At 71.9% G+C, this 19932-nt stretch carries 23 protein-coding genes; 11 read left to right on the top strand and 12 right to left on the bottom strand.

Going from position 1 to position 19932, the window contains the following annotated elements; translation table 11 throughout:
* Positions 1–9: 9 nt before the first annotated feature.
* On the bottom strand, positions 10–492 hold the full coding sequence (locus tag AC5L3X_RS36535) for a type III secretion system chaperone family protein (protein WP_189124367.1): 483 nt from the start codon (positions 490–492) through the stop codon (positions 10–12).
* Positions 493–502: 10 nt separating this feature from the next.
* Positions 503–1780, bottom strand: coding sequence for a D-inositol-3-phosphate glycosyltransferase (gene mshA / locus AC5L3X_RS36530; RefSeq protein ID WP_494863178.1), 1278 nt, complete (start codon positions 1778–1780; stop codon positions 503–505).
* 105 nt (positions 1781–1885) lie between these two features.
* Here mshA and AC5L3X_RS36525 point away from each other — a divergent pair, with 105 nt between their 5' ends.
* The 7 genes from AC5L3X_RS36525 (at position 1886) to AC5L3X_RS36495 (ending at position 6185) form a co-directional block, all read left to right on the top strand.
* The gene (locus tag AC5L3X_RS36525; protein WP_189124368.1) at positions 1886–2629 is read left to right on the top strand and encodes an SDR family NAD(P)-dependent oxidoreductase; all 744 of its coding nucleotides are present in this window, start codon (positions 1886–1888) and stop codon (positions 2627–2629) included.
* Positions 2622–3407, top strand: a complete 786-nt coding sequence (locus AC5L3X_RS36520) for a class I SAM-dependent methyltransferase (RefSeq protein ID WP_494863176.1) — start codon at positions 2622–2624, stop codon at positions 3405–3407. Before AC5L3X_RS36525 ends, AC5L3X_RS36520 begins: the two co-directional genes overlap by 8 nt.
* A 54-nt stretch (positions 3408–3461) precedes the next feature.
* A complete protein-coding gene (locus AC5L3X_RS36515) occupies positions 3462–3818 on the top strand; it encodes a BlaI/MecI/CopY family transcriptional regulator (protein WP_189124370.1) in 357 nt (118 codons plus the stop codon).
* On the top strand, positions 3815–4720 hold the full coding sequence (locus AC5L3X_RS36510; RefSeq protein ID WP_494863174.1) for a M56 family metallopeptidase: 906 nt from the start codon (positions 3815–3817) through the stop codon (positions 4718–4720). Before AC5L3X_RS36515 ends, AC5L3X_RS36510 begins: the two co-directional genes overlap by 4 nt.
* A 61-nt stretch (positions 4721–4781) precedes the next feature.
* Positions 4782–5276: a helix-turn-helix domain-containing protein gene (locus tag AC5L3X_RS36505; RefSeq protein ID WP_189124372.1), complete on the top strand. Its 495-nt coding sequence runs from the start codon at positions 4782–4784 to the stop codon at positions 5274–5276.
* Positions 5277–5279: 3 nt separating this feature from the next.
* On the top strand, positions 5280–5690 hold the full coding sequence (locus tag AC5L3X_RS36500) for a hypothetical protein (protein ID WP_189124373.1): 411 nt from the start codon (positions 5280–5282) through the stop codon (positions 5688–5690).
* A 123-nt stretch (positions 5691–5813) separates the two neighbouring features.
* Positions 5814–6185 (top strand): DUF2516 family protein, encoded by a 372-nt coding sequence (locus tag AC5L3X_RS36495; RefSeq protein WP_494863172.1) that lies wholly within the window; start codon positions 5814–5816, stop codon positions 6183–6185.
* A 30-nt stretch (positions 6186–6215) separates the two neighbouring features.
* Here the strand turns inward: AC5L3X_RS36495 and AC5L3X_RS36490 are convergent, their stop codons facing one another.
* Both AC5L3X_RS36490 and AC5L3X_RS36485 read right to left on the bottom strand, forming a co-directional pair.
* On the bottom strand, positions 6216–6755 hold the full coding sequence (locus AC5L3X_RS36490) for an SGNH/GDSL hydrolase family protein (RefSeq protein ID WP_494863170.1): 540 nt from the start codon (positions 6753–6755) through the stop codon (positions 6216–6218).
* Between the two features lie 512 nt (positions 6756–7267).
* Complete coding sequence (locus AC5L3X_RS36485; protein ID WP_494863168.1) at positions 7268–7933, bottom strand: ankyrin repeat domain-containing protein; 666 nt, start codon at positions 7931–7933, stop codon at positions 7268–7270.
* Positions 7934–8131: 198 nt separating this feature from the next.
* Here AC5L3X_RS36485 and AC5L3X_RS36480 point away from each other — a divergent pair, with 198 nt between their 5' ends.
* Positions 8132–9742, top strand: a complete 1611-nt coding sequence (locus AC5L3X_RS36480; protein WP_494863166.1) for a DUF2207 domain-containing protein — start codon at positions 8132–8134, stop codon at positions 9740–9742.
* Positions 9743–9796: 54 nt separating this feature from the next.
* Entirely contained in the window at positions 9797–10396 is a 600-nt protein-coding gene (locus AC5L3X_RS36475) for an ankyrin repeat domain-containing protein (protein WP_494863164.1), read from the top strand.
* A gap of 135 nt (positions 10397–10531) precedes the next feature.
* On the opposite strand, the gene AC5L3X_RS36470 is transcribed toward AC5L3X_RS36475, so the two are convergent.
* Positions 10532–11434: an asparaginase gene (locus tag AC5L3X_RS36470; protein ID WP_494863163.1), complete on the bottom strand. Its 903-nt coding sequence runs from the start codon at positions 11432–11434 to the stop codon at positions 10532–10534.
* Positions 11435–11494: 60 nt separating this feature from the next.
* Between AC5L3X_RS36470 and dtd the strand changes: the two genes are divergently transcribed.
* Positions 11495–11920 (top strand): D-aminoacyl-tRNA deacylase, encoded by a 426-nt coding sequence (gene dtd / locus AC5L3X_RS36465; protein ID WP_494863161.1) that lies wholly within the window; start codon positions 11495–11497, stop codon positions 11918–11920.
* A gap of 4 nt (positions 11921–11924) precedes the next feature.
* On the opposite strand, the gene ygfZ is transcribed toward dtd, so the two are convergent.
* The 4 genes from ygfZ to AC5L3X_RS36445 form a co-directional block, all read right to left on the bottom strand.
* A complete protein-coding gene (ygfZ, locus tag AC5L3X_RS36460; protein ID WP_494863159.1) occupies positions 11925–12863 on the bottom strand; it encodes a CAF17-like 4Fe-4S cluster assembly/insertion protein YgfZ in 939 nt (312 codons plus the stop codon).
* 9 nt (positions 12864–12872) lie between these two features.
* The gene (locus tag AC5L3X_RS36455) at positions 12873–13286 is read right to left on the bottom strand and encodes a Fur family transcriptional regulator (RefSeq protein ID WP_189124382.1); all 414 of its coding nucleotides are present in this window, start codon (positions 13284–13286) and stop codon (positions 12873–12875) included.
* A gap of 341 nt (positions 13287–13627) precedes the next feature.
* The gene (locus AC5L3X_RS36450) at positions 13628–13924 is read right to left on the bottom strand and encodes a DUF2470 domain-containing protein (RefSeq protein WP_494863157.1); all 297 of its coding nucleotides are present in this window, start codon (positions 13922–13924) and stop codon (positions 13628–13630) included.
* Positions 13921–14409 carry a heme-binding beta-barrel domain-containing protein gene (locus AC5L3X_RS36445; RefSeq protein ID WP_494863155.1) on the bottom strand — a complete coding sequence of 163 codons (489 nt, stop codon included), beginning with the start codon at positions 14407–14409 and terminating at the stop codon, positions 13921–13923. The genes AC5L3X_RS36450 and AC5L3X_RS36445 overlap by 4 nt, the downstream gene beginning before the upstream one ends.
* An 87-nt stretch (positions 14410–14496) precedes the next feature.
* Between AC5L3X_RS36445 and AC5L3X_RS36440 the strand changes: the two genes are divergently transcribed.
* Positions 14497–14859: a DsrE family protein gene (locus AC5L3X_RS36440; protein ID WP_494863154.1), complete on the top strand. Its 363-nt coding sequence runs from the start codon at positions 14497–14499 to the stop codon at positions 14857–14859.
* 19 nt (positions 14860–14878) lie between these two features.
* Here the strand turns inward: AC5L3X_RS36440 and AC5L3X_RS36435 are convergent, their stop codons facing one another.
* Genes AC5L3X_RS36435 through AC5L3X_RS36425 form a run of 3 tightly spaced genes read right to left on the bottom strand, consistent with a single transcriptional unit; the run spans position 14879 to position 19886 of the window.
* Positions 14879–15592: a type 1 glutamine amidotransferase gene (locus tag AC5L3X_RS36435; RefSeq protein ID WP_189124386.1), complete on the bottom strand. Its 714-nt coding sequence runs from the start codon at positions 15590–15592 to the stop codon at positions 14879–14881.
* Complete coding sequence (locus AC5L3X_RS36430; RefSeq protein ID WP_494863153.1) at positions 15582–16811, bottom strand: MurT ligase domain-containing protein; 1230 nt, start codon at positions 16809–16811, stop codon at positions 15582–15584. The genes AC5L3X_RS36435 and AC5L3X_RS36430 overlap by 11 nt, the downstream gene beginning before the upstream one ends.
* A gap of 39 nt (positions 16812–16850) precedes the next feature.
* On the bottom strand, positions 16851–19886 hold the full coding sequence (locus AC5L3X_RS36425) for an ATP-binding protein (RefSeq protein WP_494863151.1): 3036 nt from the start codon (positions 19884–19886) through the stop codon (positions 16851–16853).
* Positions 19887–19932 lie beyond the last annotated feature (46 nt).

The following is a 19932-nucleotide window of genomic DNA, read 5'->3' as shown; positions in this document are numbered from 1 at the left end:
TCGTGTCGGTCAGGGGCGGTCGGGGTCGGCGAAGCGCGCGAACGCCTGGAGGTTGGCCAGCGACTCGCCGCGCTTGACCCGCCACTCCCACTCGCGCCTGATCGAGGAGGCGAAGCCCAGCTCCAGCGCCCGGTCGAACCATTCGTCGGAGTAGGTGAGCACGCAGCCGAGGACGCGGTCGATCTCGTCCTCGGTGATGGCCGAGAGCGGCAGCCGGCCGACCAGGTAGACGTCGCCGACGGCGTCGAGCGAGAAGTGGACGGCGTACATGCCGCCGTTCTTGCCGAGCAGCCAGCGGTAGAACTCGGTGTGGTTCTCGTCGGGCTGGCGGCAGAAGAACGCCTCGATGTGCAGCGCCTGCTCGCCGACGATCAGCCAGGTCATGGTGGCCAGTTTGTGCTGGCCGGGCAGCTTCGCCAGGAACGCCCCGGGTCGCGGCTCGTCGTAGGAGACGTCCGCGGCCTTGAGCGCGGCTTCGACGACTTCGCGCATGACGTACAGCCTACGAGCTGATCGCGACGGGCACCGGGCGGAGGTGGGCGACGGCGTCGGCGTAGACCTCCAGCAGGTGCGCGGACGTGGCCTGCCAGCCGAAGCCGGCCGCGTGCGCGCGGGCGCCCGTCGACAGGCTGTCGCGCCAGCGGGGCGAGGTGACGAAGCGGCGCAGCACGCTCGCCCACGCGTCGGAGTCGTGGCCGTCGACCAGCACGCCGGACACTCCATCCCGTACGGCGGTGCGCAACCCTCCGACGGCCGCCGCGGCGACCGGGGTGCCGCAGGCCTGGGACTCCAGGGCCACCAGGCCGAACGACTCGCTGTGGGAGGGCACGACGGTCACGTCGGCGGCGCGGTACCAGTCGGCCAGCTCGGCCTGCGGCGCCGGCGGCACCAGCCGGACGACGTCGGAGATGCCCAGCTCGGCGGCCAGCTCGGTGAGGATGGACGGCCTGGCCAGGCCGTTGCCGGAGGGGCCGCCCACGCAGGCGACGACCAGCCGGCCGCGCAGCGAGGGGTCGTCGATGAGCATCCGGGAGGCGGCGCGCAGCAGCACGTCGGGCGCCTTCAGCGGCTGGATCCGGCCCACGAACAGCAGGACGCGGGCGTCCCTCGGCAGCCGGAGCCGTCGCCGGGCGATGGCCTGTGAAGCGGGCTGGAAAACGGTGAGATTGACACCGGGGTTCACGACCGCGACGCGCTCCTCGGCGGCGCCGTACAGGTCGATGAGCTCGCGGGCCTCGTCGGTGGTGTTGGCCACGAGCCGGTCGGCGATCTCCACGACCTGTTCCTCGCCCACCACGCGGGCCTGCGGCTCGGGCTTGTCGCCATGGGCGAGCAGCTGGTTCTTGACCTTGGCCATGGTGTGCATGGTGTGCACCAGCGGCACGCCCCAGCGTTCCTTGGCCAGCCAGCCGACCTGGCCGGACAGCCAGTAGTGCGAGTGGATGACGTCGTAGCGTCCGGGGTCGTACATGGCCTCGGTGCGCAGCACCCCTGACAGGAACGCGCACAGCTGACCGGGCATGTCGCCCCTGTCCAGCTCCTCGTACGGCCCGGCGGTCAGGTGGCGGACCAGGACCCCGGGGGCGAGCTCGGCGACCGGTGGCAGGTCCCTGGCCGTGGCCCGGGTGAAGATCTCCACCTCGACGCCCAGCTGGGCGAGCCGTTTCGCGGACTCGACGATGTACACGTTCATCCCGCCGGCGTCGCCGGTGCCCGGCTGCTCCAGCGGTGACGTGTGCATGCTGATGGTCGCGACCCGGTCGACCCGTCGTCGCCTCACCCGACACCACCTCCAAGCGACTTACAACTACACAGATCTTTTCGACATTCCCGATATGTGGTGACAGCGGGGGTGGCTCTGGGACGGCCTGGCAGGATGGAGGCCATGACGAAGACGGCTGTGGTGACCGGCGCGAGCAGCGGCATCGGCGAGGCTACGGCCCGCCGGCTGGCCGCCGAGGGCTACCACGTGGTGGCGGGCGCCAGACGGCGCGAACGCCTCGACAAGCTCGCCGCCGAAGTGCCCTCAATCACGCCTTTCACGCTCGACGTGACCTCCCAGGAGTCCGTCGACGCGCTCGCTGCCTCGCTCGACCGCTGCGACGTGCTGGTCAACAACGCCGGCGGCGCGCTGGGCATGGAGCCGGTCGCCGAGAGCCGGGTGGACGACTGGCAGCGGATGTACGACACCAACGTGCTCGGCACGCTGCGCATGACCCGGGCGCTGCTGCCCAGGCTGATCGGCTCCGGCGACGGGGTGCTGGTGCTGCTGACCTCGACCGCCGGCTTCACCCCCTACGAGGGCGGGGGCGGCTACGTCGCGGCCAAGCACGCCCAGTCCTCGATGGCCGGCACGCTCAGGCTGGAACTGGTCGGCGAGCCGGTGCGCGTCGTGGAGATCGCGCCCGGCATGGTGCGCAGCGAGGGGTTCGCCGTCACCCGCTTCCGCGGCGACGCCACGGCCGCCTCCCGCGTCTACGAGGGCGTGCCCGACCCGCTGACCTCCGACGACGTGGCCGACGCCATCGCCTGGTGCGTGACCCGGCCCGCCCACGTCAACATCGACCGCGTGGTGATGCGCCCCCGCGCCCAGGCCGCCCAGCACAAGGTGCACCGCGTCAGTGGTTAGACCGGCCGGCTCGATCACCCGGGGCACGACCGCGCACAACCGGCTGCGGCGGGCCGACCGGTGGATCGCCGCCGTGCACGGCCCGATGCTCCGCGCCGCCTCACGCCCTCTCGTGGTGGACCTGGGATACGGCGCCTCCCACGTCACCACGCTCGAGCTCTTCACCCGGCTGCGCCGGGTGGTGCCCGGCGTCGAGGTCGTGGGCATCGAGATCGACCCCGAGCGGGTCGCGCTGGCGAAGCCGTACGAACGCGAGGGGCTGAGCTTCGCGCTCGGCGGCTTCGAGCTGCCGGTCGCGCGCCCGCCGGCGCTGGTGCGCGCCTTCAACGTGCTGCGCCAGTACGGCGAGGCGGAGGCGTGGCACTGGTGGGACGTGCTGCGCGGCGGGCTCGCGCCCGGCGGCGCCCTCGTGGAGGGCACCTGCTCCGAGACGGGTCACCGCGCGGTCTGGGTGGGCCTGTCGCCCGGCGGGCCGCGCACGATCACCTTCTCCGCCCGGTTCGACGCCTTCGAACGGCCCTCGGACCTGGCCGACCGGCTGCCCAAGACGCTCATCCACCGCAACGTGCCCGGCGAGCGGATCCACGCCTTCCTGCGTGATTTCGACCACGCCTGGGCGGTCAGCGCCCCCTACGGCGCTCACGGGCTGCGGCAGCGCTGGCTGGCGTCGGTGAGCGCGCTGAGCGGGTCGTGGCCGGTGTTCCGGCACCCGCCGCTCGGCGGTGTGGCCAGGTGGCGCCTGGGTGAGATCACCCTTCCCTGGGCCGCCGTCCACTAGGTTTCCCAGCTCCCCGCTGCATGCTCGACACGTTGTAGTACTACGCTGGAGAGTGTGAAGGGTCTTGGCGAGCTCGAACGCAGCATCATGGACATCCTCTGGGCGGAGGACACCCCACTGACCGCCCGCGAGGTCGGCAGGCTCATCGCCGACCGCGACCTGGCCCCGACCACGGTCATGACCGTCCTCGACCGCCTCACCCGCAAAGGCTTCCTCCAGCGCACCCGTGACGGCCGCGCGTGGCGCTACTCTCCGGCGGAGAGCCGCGACGCGTACGTCGCCGAGCTTATGCTGGGAGCACTGGACATGACGGGCGACCGGTCGGCCGCCCTCACCCGCTTCGCCCAGGCCGTGTCCGGCCCGGAGGCGGAGATCCTGCGAAGAGCCCTCACGGAGCTGGAGGACGAGTGATCACGGCAGCGGCGCTGGCAGCGCTCGCTGTGGCGTGCGCGCTCGGGGCCTGGCGTTTCACGACCGCCCGCTGGACCTCTCGGTCCCCCCGGGTCGCGATCCTGCTCTGGCAGTCCCTCGGCGTGACCTGGGGGCTGGCCACCACCGGCGCGATGCTCGCCTACGCCGTCCAGCCCTACGAGGTGGGCGTGCTGCCGGGCCTGCTCGCGTTCGCCCAGGGCATGGCTCCGGGCGAGCCGTGGGACCTGGCCCACCTGGTGGCCATGGTCGCCGGCATCACCTGCCTGACCGTGCTCGTCGTGGTGCTGCTCACCGCGGGCGTGCAGGCGTTGCGGGCGCGCAGGCGCCACCGCACGCTGCTCGCGCTGATCTCCCACGACAACCCGGTCGTGCCGGGTGTGCGGGTGCTCGACCATCCGAGCGCCGCCGCCTACTGCGTGCCCGGCCTGCGCTCGCAGGTGGTGGTCAGCGAGGGCGCGCTCAAGCTCCTGTCAGAGGACGAGCTGACGGCCGTCCTCGCGCACGAGGCGGCCCACGTACGCGAGCGTCACGACCTCGTCCTGCTGCCGTTCGCCGCGCTGCGCCGGGCTCTGCCCTGGTCCAAGGTGGTGAGCGACGCCCAGTCGCAGGTCGAGCTGCTCGTCGAGATGGCCGCCGACGACCGTGCCCGCCGCTACTGCTCACCGCGCCGGCTCGCCACCGCCCTGCTCAGATTCGGCACGGCAGGCGCCATGCCGACGCCCCAGGGCATGATCAGCCTGCACGCCCACCACGTCATGGCCCGGGTGGACCGCCTGATCAAGCCCGATCCCGACCTGGCCCCGGGCCTGCGCTACATGCTGCTGGCCTGCTCCGTGACATTGGTCACGTCCGCGTCCCTGCTGTGGGTCTACCAGCTTTAACGCTTGCTGGTGTTAACCAGACCGTTTGCAATTGCAAGCAGTGCGGGGCAGAATAAGCCCTATGGCACTACCGAAGGTCGGCTCGATCGGCGAGTACATCCGCGAGCAACGGCAGCAGGCGAAGATCTCCCTGCGCCAGCTCGCGTCAGCGGCGGGGGTCTCCAACCCCTACCTGAGCCAGATCGAGCGGGGGCTGCGCAAGCCGAGCGCGGAGATCCTCAACCAGATCGCCAAGGGCTTGCAAATCTCCTCACAGGCGCTCTACGTGCAGGCGGGCCTCATCGAGGACCGGGAGACGCCGAGTGACGTGGTGACCGCCATCAGGGCCGACGCGCACCTCTCCGAGAGACAACGTCAGGTGCTGATCGATATCTACGAGTCGTTCCGCAAGGAGAAGCACCCCGAAGACGAGCAGACCTCCCAGAAGGCTCATCCCCGGGGCGACTCCGTGACGGACGACGAGCCGCCGCTGCCGGAGGAATTCCTCGCCGCTCTTGAGCCCTACGCGGCTTCCGGGGGCAACGGCACCGTCAACCAGGAAACCAAGGAAGGTTAACCCATGCCGCTCACCACCGAAGTCAAGAAGCTCACCGAGTCCAAGCCGTTCTACGCCGTCGCGGGCGTCGGCGACTTCGCCGTCGAGAAGCTGCGTGAGCTGCCCGAGCAGCTGCAGAGGCTGCAGTCGCGGCGCGCCGACCTCGCCAAGGACCTGCCGGAGAAGGCCCGCGTCTACGCCGGCAAGGCCGAGGGCTTCGCCAAGGAGTTCCCCGAGAAGGCGCGCGAGTACGCCGACCAGATCACCCACCGGGCCAACGAGGTCTACGAGGACTTCGCCTCCCGGGGCCGCAAGGCCGTCAGCAAGGTGAGCGGCGAGGCCGCGCTGGAGCTGGAGGAGGTGTCGGTGGCCGCCGAGCCGCCCGTCGCCACCCCGGTCAAGAAGCCGGCCCGCACCACCAAGACCAAGGCCTGACCGGCGACGCGTGGGGCCCGTCTCCCAGAGGGAGGCGGGCCTTTCGTCGCCGGTGTGCCCGCCGGACGGGCACGCCCGTTAGGCTGAAGCCGATTCATCGCGAGCATTGGGCGGAGCGAACACATGAACCTCATCAACGGTGGCCTCAACCTTCTCTTCCTGCTGCTCTCCGTCGGCATCTTCGGCATGTCCGTCTACGCGCTGGTCCACGCGCTGCGCGTGGACCAGGCCGCCTTCACCTCCGCGGGCAAGCTGAAGAAGAACATCTGGTTGATCATCCTCGGCCTGGCGACCCTGTTCTCCGGCGCCGGCGCGTGGTCGTTCCTGCTGGCGTTCTCGATGATCGGCGGCGCGCAGTTCATCGGGCTCGGCGCCGTCAGCATCTTCTCCATCGCCGCGGTGATCGCCTCCGTCATCTACATCGTCGACGTGAAGCCCGCCGTCAAGGGCATGGGCCGCGGCGGCAGCAGCAGCGGCCCCTACGGGCCCTGGTGAACACCGCGTAGCCACGCCTGTAGCAGCCGGCTAGGCGCTCAGCTCCCCTGCCAGCCATCGGGCCAGGAGCAGATGGCCCGACCGCGTCGGGTGCACGCCGTCCGGCAGCAGCACCTTCTCGTGGGCGCCGGTGATCCAGCGCCGCTCCAGCGGGTCGAGGAAGCCGATCCCCGCCTCCCGCGCGGCCTCGGCCACGGCGTCACGGATCCGATAGGCCTTGCGCGGGGGCGTGTCCAGCCAGATCGGGCCCATCAGCACGATCCTCGTGTGCGGCCACCGGGCCCCGGCTGTGGCGGCCAGCCTCGCGGCCGCGCGGCGCACGTCCGGCGTGGCCCAGCGGAGGTCGTTGTGACCTCCCGAGATGACCAGCACGTCCGGTGCGGGCCGCCAGGCCAGCTCCGCCTCGAACGACTCCTGGAAGGTACGGCCGGCGCGCCCCCTGCTGAGATAGCCGGTGCCGCCCGCGCCCGCGATGACCGGCTGCCAGCCGAGCAGACGGGCGGCCTCGCACGCGTAGGCCTGCCAGCGGGGCACCGGACCGGACCCCACGGCGAAGCTGTCACCGATCACCATCATCACCGGCGCCGGCCACGGCCCGGAGTGTCCTGCCCCGGCCCCAGGGACATCGGCCTCGGATCGGGGCGGGCCGGCAGAGGCGCTGGGTGCGACGGGGCCGGAGGTGAAGAGGCCCGACGGGGCGGCCGGGGTGCTCGGACGCAGGGCCTCGGGATCGGCCGCACATCCCGCTATAGCCGTACAAATCGCCAAGATAATCGCGACCGGCGCGAGCAGGGGGTGCCACACCAAGCCACGCATGGCCACCTCGATGGTCCTAGGCTGCCGACTTGACCTTCTTCCACGGATGGCGGCCTGGTTCTCGCAAGCCATCCGAACACCAGGACGATAGCAAGAGGGAGAGCTCCGTGACGCTGAAACCAAACGCTCAACGCATCACCCGGACGCTCAACAACGCTCAACGCATCGCATGGACGCTCAACGCCGAGATCCTCGCCGACCGCCGCATCGACGTGCGCGTCCTGCCGCGTGAGGAGGCCTTCGCGCGTAGCCCCCGACAGCGGTTGCTACAGGGCGGCCGCCGGGCGGGCGCCCTGGGCACGCAGCCAGGCCGACAGGTCGGTGAAGCCGTGACGTTCGGCCGCGTCCAGGGGCGTGAGCCGCTCCCAGGGCGGCACCCAGTCGAGGGACGCGCCCTGGGCCAGCAATCGCTCCGCGATCTCGCGCCGGCCGCCGTGGCAGGCGTACCAGAAGCAGAGGTCGAGCTCTTCCTGATCGGTGACCGTGACCTGGTCGGCGAGGCCGAGGGCCGCCGCGTGCCGGGGCTCGACGCGGGCGCCGCGTTCGACGAGGCGGCAGGCCGCCGCCCACTGGCCGAACGCCACCGCGTCGGCGAGCGGTGTGCCACCGCCGATGATCGCGCCCGGCGCGTCGACGTCCGCTCCCGCGTCGAGCAGCGCGTCGACGGCGGCCACGTCGTCGTTGCTGGCCGCCCAGTGCAGGGGCGTCTCCGCGTGATCGCCCGCGAACGGCGCGTCGACGTCGGCGCCCGCCGCCACCAGCGCGGCGATCGTCGCCGTGGCGTGCGGCAGGTGACCGGGCCAGTCGGTGGCCGTGTGGAGGAGTGTGCGCTGACCGTCGGGCCGGGCGCGCGCTAGCGAGGGATCCTCCGCCAGCAGGCGCCGGAACGTGGGCATGTCGCCCGATCTGATCGCTTCGATGGCCTCGTTCATCGGGTCTCCTGGCGCGAGGGAAGCGCTGTCAGCTCCGTCCTTCCACGACCGACCGCGGCCCGTCAAGCAGTGCTGCTCGGGCCAACGCCGGGAGGCGCCCCGACGAGCGTGCGCCGAGCGGTGGGCATCGCGCTCGACTGATCACGAACCTGTCGCTCACTCACCCCAACAGGGGACGAACCGCTACGATCTGCGGCCATGACGGGAATCAGGCTCACGCTGGCCGGACTGGTCGCGGCCGTTCTGGCACTGACCTCCATCGCGCCCGCCATGGCTGAGGCCGGCATCAGCGACGAGATCACCCTGACCCTCGGCAAGGGTGGCACGCTGCACGTCGTCGAGAAGATCACCGGAGGCACGGGCGAGCTCAGGCGGACGTTCCTCACCCGAACCCGCTACGACGACGACAACGACCGGCTCTACCAGATCTCCAACGTCAAGGGCGGCAAGCTGACCGGCGACGTGCTCACCGTGACGGCCCCGGCCACCGTCGAGTACGACGTCAAGGGCGCCGTGACCGCCTCGGGCGACGTCGAGGAGCTGCGCTGGTTCGCGGTCAACGGCTGGGACACCCCCGTCACCAAGGCCACCGTCAAGGTGAGCGGGCCGGGCCCGGTGCAGGCGCTGTCGTGCTTCGCCGGTGAGCTGACCTCCGCCATCGGCTGCACGTCGGCCTCCATGAACCACACCGGCACCGAAGCCGACTTCGAGCAGGAGAACCTCGCCGCCGGCCAGGCGCTCACCGTCGTCGTCGGCTACCCGAAGGGCGCGAGCGGCGGCGGGCCGATCCTGGAGAGGCGCTTCTCGCTGGCGAGCGCCTTCACGCTCGACACCGTCACCGGTGGCGCCCTGGCCGGCCTCCTGGTGCTGATGCTCGGCGGCCTGGGCCTGCTCTACTGGACGCGCGGCCGCGACGCCCGGGTCGCCGACCACGAGAAGGGCGCGATCGACCCGGTGCAGAACGGGCACTTCTCCCCGCCCGACGGGGTCCGGCCGGGCCAGATCGGCACGCTGGTGGACGAACAGGCCGACGTGGTGGACGTGACGGCGACCATCGTGGACCTGGCGGTCCGCGGCTACCTGCGGATCGACGAGCAGCCACGCCAGACCTACGACGCGCCCGACTGGATGCTGGTACGGCTGCCCAAAGCGCCGACCGGCACGCTGCTGCCGTACGAACAGGCCCTCTACGACGCCATCTTCGAGGGCCGTGACGCCGTGCTGCTGTCGCAGCTGTCGGGCTCCTTCGCCAGCCATCTGGGCGAGGTCCGCGACGCCCTCTACCGCGACGTGGTCACGCAGGGCTGGTTCGCCCGCCGCCCCGACACCGAGCGCACCCGGTGGACGCTGATCGGTGTGGTGCTCATCGGCGTGGGCGTGCTGGCCACGGTGGCGCTGGCCTGGTTCACCACGTACGGGCTGCTGGGGCTGGCCGTGATCATCGCGGGCGGCGCGCTGGCCGTCGGCGGGCAGTACATGCCGGCCAAGACCGCCAAGGGGTCGGCCGCGCTGGCCCACACGCTGGGGTTTCGCGAGTATCTGTTCTCCGGAGAGCTGGGCGAGGTGCCCGAGCAGCACCGGGTGGAGCTGTTCTCCCGCTACCTGCCGTACGCCGTCATCTTCGACGGGGTGGAGCACTGGTCACGCGTGGTGGCCTCGGTCACCGGCAACGGGCACCAGGCCGACAACCTCTACTGGTACCACGGGCCGGCCGAGTGGGACCTGTCGAACTTCGCGGGGTCGATGCGTACGTTCACCACGACGACCTCGGGCGCGATCTCGGCCAGCCGCCAGTTCCGCACCCTCTGACGTGTCACGAGCGTCCTGCGGGTAGCCGTACGGTCCGGCGTGAAAGGATCAGGCGTGCTCGAGGAACAGCTGCTCACAGCCGCCGTGACCGGCGACGCCGCCGCTGTGCGCGAGGCCGTGATCGAAGGCGCCGACGTCGACGCCCGCGACAGTCGGGGCCGCACCGCACTGCTGCTGGCCGTGGCGGCCGACCACGTGGAGGTCGCGCAGATCCTGGTCTCGGCCGGGGCCGACCCCGACGCGCCGGACGCCCAGCACGACACCCCGTGGCTGGTGACCGGGGTGACCGGCAGCGTGGCGATGATGCGCGCGCTGCTGCCCGCCGGGCCCGACCTGACCGTCCGCAACCGCTACGGCGGGGTCTCGCTGCTCCCCGCCTGCGAGCGGGGCCACGTCGAGTACGTGCGCGAGGTGCTCAAGACGGGCATCGACGTCGATCACGTCAACGACCTGGGCTGGACCGGCCTGCTGGAGGCGATCATCCTGGGCGACGGGTCCGAGCGCTACCAGGAGATCGTCCGGCTGCTGCTGGCCGCCGGCGCCGCCCCCGACCTGGCCGACAACGTCGGCGTCACACCGCTGGAGCACGCGGTCGCGAAGGGCCAGCACGAGATCGCCGACCTCCTGCGAGCCGCCGGCGCCGGACGCACCTGAAGGCACCCGGGTCGCATCCCGGGCCGGTGCGCGACGCGCCCGAGACGCCGGCCCGTGACACGTCCGAGAGGCCGGTGCGGGACCACGCCCGAGGGGCCGGTGCGCGACGCGCACCAGGGCAGCCCTCAGGAGCTCTCAGGAGGCGGTGACGCGCAGCTCGCCCACCGGGCGGCCACCGCCCATGACCGGCGTGGCGGGCAGGTCGACGTCGACTCCCAGAGCACGCAGAGCGGCCACGGTCAGCGGGGTGCGGGCCCGGCTCGATCCGTCCTCGACCTTGACCACCCCCACCCGGCCGTCGGCGAGCGCGAACGCCTCGAACGCCTCGGCGCCCGCCTTCAGCATCAGCCCCGGAACGGCCCGCATCAGCGTGGCCTCCATCCGGCCGGTGCCGGACGTCCACTCCGGGTGGGCCGTCATGGCGTGATAGATCCGTCGTTCGAACGAGTCATCGGCGGCGAGCGGAAAGGTGCGGAACGCCCGGGCCACGCCCACCATCGAAACGAAGAAGAGCGGCGCGCCGCACCCGTCGACTCCCGAGGCCGCGACCCGTTCGCCGGTCAGCTCCTCCACCGTGGCGCGGATCGCGCGCTGCAGCGGATGCGCCGGATCGAGATAGCCGGTGACCGGCCAGTCGTTGACCACGCAGGTGGCGAGCATGGCCGCGTGCTTGCCCGAGCAGTTCATGCGGACCCGGCTCCGCTCGGTCACCGCCCGGTCCTCCGGGTAGTCCTCAGGACATCGCAGCGCCGACTCGTCCAGCCCCGCCCCCGCCAGGATCTTCCGCGCGCCGTCGACGTGGTACGGCTCACCGGCGTGCGAGCCGCAGGCCAGCGCGAGCAGCTCACCATCGAGCCGGAGCCCGGCGCGCAGCATGCCGAGAGCCTGCAACGGCTTCATCGACGACCGCGGCGACGCCGGAACGTGCACCGCCCCGTGCGTCTCACCCGGCCGCCCGTCGGCGTCGAAGGTCAGCATCCGGGCCTGGTGCCTGGACTCCACGAACCCGGACCGGACGACCTCCACCACCAGCGACATATCGCCTCCCCTTTCGGGGCGAGTCTACGGAGCGTTCCAGCTGGGCCAGAATGGGATCCCATGCGAGCAGTCGTACAACGAGTGAGCTCCGCGTCCGTGGTCGTCGACGGGCGCACCGTCGGCGCGATCGACGAGCCCGGCCTGCTCGTCCTGGTCGGCGTGACCCACACCGACACCGCGGCCGAGGCGGCGAGGCTGGCCGCCAAGCTCTGGACCCTCCGCGTCCTTCAGGGCGAGAAGTCCTGCTCCGACATCGCGGCGCCGCTCCTGGTGATCAGTCAGTTCACCCTGTACGGCGACGCTCGCAAGGGCCGCCGGCCCACCTGGCAGGCGGCCGCCCCAGGGCCGGTCGCCGAGCCTCTGGTCGAGGCGGTGGTCGAGGAGCTCCGGGCCCTGGGCGCCCGGGTGGAGACCGGCGTCTTCGGTGCCGACATGAAGGTCTCCCTGGTCAACGACGGCCCGATCACGCTCGTCGTGGACGTCTGAGGCGTCAGCGGAGCCGGCGCCGCAGGCTCGGGTCGATCGTGACGTTGCGCCCGGCGTCGGGCGGGACGATCACTTCCTGGGAGGCGGCGACACCACCCGCGAGAAGCGGGGCGTCGACCGGCACCGTGCGCTTGACCATCGCCAGCGCGATCGGGCCCAGCTCGTGGTGGCGGGCGGCGGAGCCGACCACGCCGACCTCCTGACTCTCGAAGATCACCGGCGCGCCGTGCGGCGGCAGCGTGTCGACGCTGCCGTCGAGATGCAGGAAGACCAGGCGGCGCGGCGGGTGGCCGAGGTTGTGCACCCGGGCGACCGTCTCCTGGCCGCGGTAGCAGCCCTTGGTGAGGTGGACGGCGGTGCCGATCAGCCCGATCTCGTGCGGGATCGTCTTGTGGTCGGTGTCGAAGCCGACCCGCGGCCGGTGCTCCTCGATGCGCAGCGCTTCGTACGCCCACAGGCCCGCCAGCGGCTTGCCCAGGTGGTCGGCCAGCTCGGCGCGCGGCACCAGGAAGTCTTCGGTGGCCGAGGAGAGCACCGCGAGGTCGTCGGCCCGCGACACCTCCACGCGCAGCATGAACCGCATCCGGTCGAGGTAGTCGATCAGACTCTGGGCGGTGCCCGGCTCGACGTGGGCCAGCACGCTCTCACCGTCGTCGACCAGCGTCAGGTGGTGCAGGATGCGGCCCTGCAGGTCGAGGTCGAGCGTCTGGGTCCACTCGCCGGGGGCCAGCGTGTCGAGCTTCTGCGAGGTCAGGTCGTTGAGCCACTTGAGCCGGTCGGCTCCCGAGACCCGGATCACCTCGCGGTTGCTGCGGTCGACGACCGCCTCGCCCTTGACCAGCGCGCGTTGTTCGGCGTAGAGGTCGCCATAGTGCGCGGCTACGTCGGAGTCCGGCGCGTCGGCGGGGACGGCGCCGGGGAGATCGAGCAGAGGGCTACGCATGCCCTCAGGTTATCTGCAGTCGCGGCAACGGCCGAAGACGGTCAGATGGTGGACGTCGGCCAGGAAGCCCAGCTCGTCGTCGAGCCCCTTGATCAGCCCCTCGGCCAGTTGGGGCCGCACCTCGCTCACCACGCCGCAGCCGCGGCACACCAGATGAACGTGGTCGGCCACGGCCGCCAGGTGATAGGTGGGAGCGCCGTGACCGAGATGGGTGTGGGTCACCATGCCGAGCTCTTCGAGCAGCTCGAGGGTGCGGTAGACGGTCGAGATGTTGACCCCGCGCGCCGTCTCGCGCACCTTGACGCAGATCTCCTCCGGCGTGGCGTGCTCCAGCTCCTTGACCGCCTCCAGGACGAGCTGCCGCTGGGGAGTCACCCGGTAGCCCTTGGCGCGGAGTTGCTCGTGCCACTGCGTCTCCGTCATGCCCTGAGTCTACGGCCGAGCGTTAATCGCTTGCCCTCTTCGCGGCAGAACGCATAGCTTCGTGAGTACGCGGAAAGGAGGTGGTCCAAACAATGGTGATTCATAGTTGGGCTAGCGAGGTGGTTGTCCGCTGACGACGCGGACTCCAGTCTCGGCCGTTCGGCGAATTCGAGGCAACCACCGGGGCCCCTGGCAGCCGGAGGGCGGGAACCCTTCCCGACCATGGTCCATCCGGCCCGTCTGTGCGACAGGCGGAAGCTCGCCCGGGGCCCTTTTTTTACTTTCCCAGCGCCTTCAGCGCCCCCTCAGTGCTCGCCTCGCGCTCAGTGCTCGTCTCGCCCTCAATGCTCGCCTCGCGCCTCGACGCCGAGCGCGGCGCACGCCTCCCGATAGAGCCGTACGACCGCCATGCGCACCTGCTGCCGCTCGGTCAGCGTCTCGCCCCACGCCACCCTGACCCGCTCGTCGCCGTCGATCGTGAACTCGATCGCCTCGGCGTCGACGCCGCTCGTGGTGGCCTGGGTCGCGGCCGGCCGGCCGCCCAGCCCTCGGACGATGACCAGCGCGTCGTCGCCGTGGTCGTCGTTCATGTGGCGCTTGATCGCCTCGACCGCCTCGGCGGTGAACGGACTGCTCATGACACCCTCTTCAGCTCTGCGGACATGTGCGAGGTGAGCGGCTGCCCCTCCGCGGCCATGTCGTAGGCCCACATCAGATTGCCCTTGACCAGCCCGTAGAGCCGGTGCCCCGCGGTGTATTCCTTGGCCGTGACCGTGCGGGCCACCACGTCGGTCCGCAGCTCGATCTTGTGGAAGACGACCTCGCCGACGTAGATCTCCACGATGCCGGTCGGGTGCGCGAGCACCACCTCCACCTGGCGCTCGGGCTGCGGCCGCCAGTAGCCGGACTCGGTGGCGAGCGGCCTGACCCGGTCGCCGTCCTGGTCGAGCAGCCAGGTGCGGCTCACGTAGGACAGGAAGGGCTTGCCGTTGTGGGTGAACTCGATCTCCTGGCCGAAGTTGAAGCTGTCGATCGTGGGATAGCCGCCCACGCCCGCGCCCTCCCAGCGGCCCAGCAGGAAGGCGATGGGCTCGAGATCGGCGTGCATCTCAGGTTCTTCCATGGGTCACCACCCTAGTCGCCGGGCCGCCGTCCACGTCCGCCGCCGTCCATCCCGGCAGCGGTCTCGGCGGGGCGTTAGGGTACGGGCATGGCACGATCACTGGTGATCAAAGTGACCGCCGGGGCCGACGACCCCGAGCGCTGCAACCAGGCCTTCACGGTCGCGGCGGCCGCGCTGGCGAGCGGGGTCTCCGTCTCCGTCTGGCTGACCGGGGAGGCGTCGTGGTTCGCCGTGCCCGGCCGGGCCAAGGATCTCGGCCTGCCACACGCGGCTCCGCTGCCCGACCTGCTCGACGCCGTGCTCGCGGGCGGGCGGCTCACGGTGTGCACCCAGTGCGCGGCCCGTCGTGACATCACGGTCGACGACCTCATCGAGGGGGTGCGCATCGCCGGCGCGCCCGCCTTCGTCGAGGAGGCCGTGGCCGACGGCGCCCAGGCCCTGGTCTACTGACCCCGGCCCTCCGTGCCGGTCAAGCGCTGAGGACGGCGCCCAGGCGTTCCTGGCGGAGCTGCTCGTAGCGGGTGTCGTCGAGGGGCGCCAGCTCGCCGACGATCCAGCCGAGGAGCAGGTCGGCGAGCGCGGGGTTGCGGGCCAGCGCCGGGCCGTGCAGATAGGTGCCCACGACGTGGCCCGCGTAGCAGCCCTCGAAGCCGTCGCCGTTGCCGACGCCCTTGATGGTCCGCGACAGCGGCCTGGCCCCGGGGCCCAGCCGGGTGACGCCCATGTGGTTCTCGAAGCCGGTCAGCGTGGGGAGCCCGAGGGCCGAGTCGACCTCCGCCACGAGCTCGCCGACCGCACGGGCCGGGCCACGGGAGCTGGCGATGTCGAGCAGGCCGAGGCCGTCGACCGGCTGGCCCTCCTCGCCGCCGAAGGTGCTGCCCATAATCTGGTAGCCGGCGCACACGGCGAGCATCGCGGCGCCCCGGCCGATGGCGCTGCGCAGCCCGCCGTCGCGACGCAGGCGCTCGGCCGCGAGGATCTGCGGGCGGTCCTCGCCGCCGCCGATGAGGTAGATGTCGCCCGTCTCGGGCACCGGGTCGGCCGAGCGCACGTGCACGGTCTCGGTGGCGATGCCCCGGCGCTGGGCACGCTGCTCCAGCACGAGCACGTTGCCCTGGTCACCGTAGGTGCTCAGGAGGTCGGGATAGATCCACACGATGCGCAGGGCGCTGTCAGACGGCACGACCGAACTCCGATCGGATCTGCTGGAAGGCGGTGTAGTTGGCGATCACGTCGACCGGGCCGGGCGGCTGCATGGCCAGCGCCTCGGAGAACGACTCGCAGAGCGCGAACGGCACGTCGGCCACGTCGAGCCGCAGGGCCAGGTCGAGGCGGCGCTCCCCGGTGACGAACACCGGACGGCCGCGCAGGATGCGGTAGTCGACGTCCCACAGCCAGGAGGTGTCGCGCCCGTCGGGGCCCTGCGCGTTGACCGACAGGATGATCGGCTGCCGGGGGTCGGAGACGTCGAACGCCTCCAGCCAGCCGGCGGGGTTCTTGGCCAGCAGCAGCCGGGCGTGCCTGCCGTCGCGCTCGACCGTGGTGTAGCGGCCGGCCACCGAGGTGACCTCGCGCAGCCTGGGCAGCGCCCGGTCGACCGGCAGCCCGAACGTCTCGGCGACGGCCAGCGCCATGACCGCGTTGGAGCGGTTGGCCAGCCCGGGCAGCTGGATGTCGAGCAGCCACCGCTGGCCACGCGGGTCGAGGACGGCGTCGTCGTCGAGAACCCAGTGCGGCTCGGGCCGGTGGAAGGTGCACTCGCGGCACGCCCAGTCGGCGTCCTTGCGGTCGAGCGGGCCGCCGCACTCGGGGCAGCACCAGGAGTCTTCCTTCCACCGCTGGCCGCCCGCGACCCAGGTGACCTGGGCCGCCGTCGAGGCGCCCCAGGTGACGAGCGGGTCGTCGCAGTTGGCGATGACGTGGGTGGGCCTGCCGGACAGCGCCCGGCGCCACTTCTGCGCGAGCAGCCAGATCTCCGCGGCGCGGTCCATCTGGTCGCGGCTGAGATTCATCAGGCAGACGACGCCCGCGCCGGTGGTGTCGAGCACCTCGGGCAGGTATTTCTCGTCGACCTCGAGGACGCCGTAGGGGGCGCCCTTGTGCTGGGACAGCGCCGAGACGTGGCCGGCCGGCATGTTGGCGCCGAACGCGTTGGTGGCCACCTCGCCCAGCTCCAGCAGGGCGGAGGTGATCAGCCGGGTGGTGGTGGTCTTGCCGTTGGTCGCGCTGACGAGGGCCAGCTTGCGGTCACGGGCCAGCTTGCGGAGCAGATCGGGCTCCAGCATCAGGCCGACCCGTCCGCCGATCACCGAACCGTCGCCTCGCCCGGTCATCCTGGAGAGCGTGGCCGCACTGCGTCCCAGGGCGCTCGCGAGCTGAGCCCGCAGTGGAAGCTGGGTCATGGACATCGATCCTAGTCGCCCTCCGACCCGCGGCACTCCCTACTCGGGGGCCGCACCGGAAAACGCCGCGCGCCGGCCCGGATCGGCGAAGGTGATCTCCGGCGCGCCGCCCTGGTCGAACGGCAGCACGAACCGGCTCGGCCACGACAGCACGCCTTCGAGCCAGCCGGCCCCCATGGTCTGGCCGACGTGCCGGAGCCGGGCCGCCGGGTCGATGCCGATCGCGACCGTCGTGACGTCTCGCTGCAGCCCCTCGTTCTCGTCGTCGCCGAGGATGACCCGCCAGGCCAGCGCCCGGTTGTGCTCGATCTCCATCGACAGGGGATGGTGGCGCAGCGCCCTGGCCCGGTGGCCGAGCAACTCGGTCTGGGCGGGCTCCGTCGGGCCGCCGCCGTTCTGCGTGTGGCGGAACAGGGCGTAGTCCATGGGCGGCGCCGGGCTGCGCAGGTCGGGGGCGGGCCGGCCGTACGGGAAGAGCCGATCGACCTCGTGCAGCCAGCGCACCTGCGGGATGACCCAGGTGGGGCCGGGCCGCTCGCCGCCCTCGACGCCGCCGAGCAGCCGCGTGGCGGTCTCGGCGGCCTTCTCGGTGAGCAGCGCGGGGTCGAACCAGCTCCGCAGTGACCAGGCCCGCCGCCGCACCGAGCGTTCGACGAGGGTGGCGAGCAGGCACTCGCGGCGGCGTACGGGCAGGTCGGACCAGATGGCGGCCAGAGCGCGGGGCACGCCGGGCAGCGGCCGGTTGCAGACGAAGGCGAGCACGACCGTGTCGCACCAGACGCGCAGCCAGGCCCAGTCGGGCGCGTCGGCGAGCACGTCGGCCTCGCGCAGCTCGACCAGCGTGCACGCCTGGCCGGCGCGGCACTGCGAGCCGCAGGCCGACGACCGGCGGCCGCGGATCGGCGGGGGCGGGCCGGGCAGCGTCTTCTCACGGGACTCGCCCAGCGGCACGCGGACCCGCAGCGGCCGGTCCATCCCGTCGGTGAACACCGCGGCCGAGCCCGGCTGCAGGGAGACGACCTGACGGGACTGCTCGACGCTCAGGTTCATCGCGGCGCCGACGAGCTGTCTGTCGTCCTCGGCGGGCAGGCGGTGCACGACCTTCAGGGCGGTGTTCTTCACCACGTCGGAGACGAGCTTGGTGGGGATCTGCTCGGCCACCACGATGCCCTCTCCGTACGCCCTGATCTCGGCGAGCATGCCGGCCAGGAGCTCCACGGCGTGGGTCGCGGCCCGGCCGGCGCCGCGGTCGCGCAGCAGCCGGTGCGCCTCCTCGATCACGATGACGTGCCGCAGGCCGGTGGACCTCTCCTGCCGGGCGCGCATCCGCAGGTGCTCCACGATGCGGATGATCAGCGTGCCCATGAGGAACGCCTTGTCCTCGTCGTTGGCCACGTCCTCGATCGCCAGCACCACGTTCCGCTTCAGCAGGCCGCCGATGTCGGCCGGGTGGCCGCCCTCGAAGAAGCGCCCGGCCGACCCGACCCGCAGGGAGCGCAGCCGGAGCGAGATGAACCCCTCGACGTCGGCCTGCACCTCGCGGCCGTAGCCGATCTCCTTGATCACGTCCATCGCGTGGTGCTGCAGCTGCTCCAGCGTGGGCACGCTGGGCGGCACCTTGGAGCCGGGGACCGCGCCGCCGGTGACCACGTCCCAGCCGTTGGCCTCGTAGACCCGCTGCAGCGACAGCGACATGATCTGCGGGAAGGGCTCCTCGGCGTCGAACGCCGCCATGAACAGCGCCCTGACCATGTCGATGTGCGCCTGCACGGGGTAGCCGGGCTCGGGCTCCAGGGGGTTGACGCTGAACGGCACGCCCCCGGGGGCGGACGGGTTGATCACGGTGACGGAGTTGGCGGGCCGGCCGCGCGCCTGGCCCTGCTGGTCTCCCAGTGACGCGAGGCGGCCGGCCATGGCGGCGTACTCGGACTTGGCGGGCTCGATCGCCAGCCACGGGATGCGCGCCTGGCTGAGCTGCTCCAGCAGGTGCCTGACGGTCTGCGACTTGCCGGAGCCGGTGGCGCCGGTGATGAAGGCGTGCCGGTTGAGCGTGGCCAGCGGCACCCGGAAGGAGCCGACCGCGCGGTCCTGCCCGTCGAGGATCTCGCCCAGCTCCAGCTCGCCGCCGTCGGTCTCGGAGGTCACGTCGAAGAACCCCGAGTCGAGCACGCGTACGCCGGGCACCTCGCGCCGGGGCAGCCCGGCCAGCGCCGCGAGGGCCCCGGCCGTGGCGGCGAACGGCGCGGCGGCCCCGTCGGCCGGGTCCTGCATGGTGACCGCCAGCGCCTCCGACAGGGCGTAGACCGAGCCCTGCGCGCTGCGCAGCCGGTAGGGGTGATGGCTCATCTCGACCGAGCCGACGAGCACCGGCGCGATCTGGCGCAGCTCGTCGGCCGTGGCGCCGCCGGCCAGCACGCGGACGTTCCACAGCCCGGCCTCGCGGAAGGCGTCGAGCTCCTGCATGCGGCGTTCGGCCCGTTCGGCGTCGAAGCGGGAGCGTTCGGAGGCGTCGCCGTACTGGCGCAGCACGTTCAGCTGGGTGCGCAGGTGGGCCACCTCGGCGTCGAGCAGGTCGGTGGGCTCGGCCACGACCAGCCAGGCGAACGGCCGCGACATGAGCGTGACCAGCGTCGACTCGAACAACGTGGGCCGCTTGAGCTCGTCGGAGTCGAGCTCGGCGAACTCGCGCCGGCCGCCGAGCGGCGGCGCCTGGCGGCCGGGGCACGTCGTCCACACCAGGTCGGCCAGGTCGGCGAGGTACTCCTCGTCGAGCTGCACCCCGCGCGCCCCGCCGGGGAACAGCAGCGGCTGCGGCCCGGACGGCGCTCCGGGCGTGTCGGGTGAGCGGCGCGGCTGGCGCGGCGGCGACAGCGGCCCGGCGTTGGTGATCAGCTCCAGCGGAGCGCCGGAGCCGCGCGACAGCCAGCCGATGACGAACGGCCGGTCGCGCTGCGCCGCCGACAGCACGGCGGGCAGGACGGTGACGAAGTCCCACTCCGCCGATGAGCTTCGCGACGGCGCGGCGATGGACTGGATCCGGTACCAGGGCCCACTCAGCGAAACACTCGGCTGCATTTCATCCCCCCACGACGGTCTCTTAGTAAAGTCCGCCCACCGTCAG

The sequence above is a fragment of the Nonomuraea sp. CX421 genome (genome assembly GCF_059358955.1).
The sequence above is the reverse complement of the archived record's forward strand: the minus strand, read 5'-3'. Positions and strand labels throughout refer to the sequence as shown.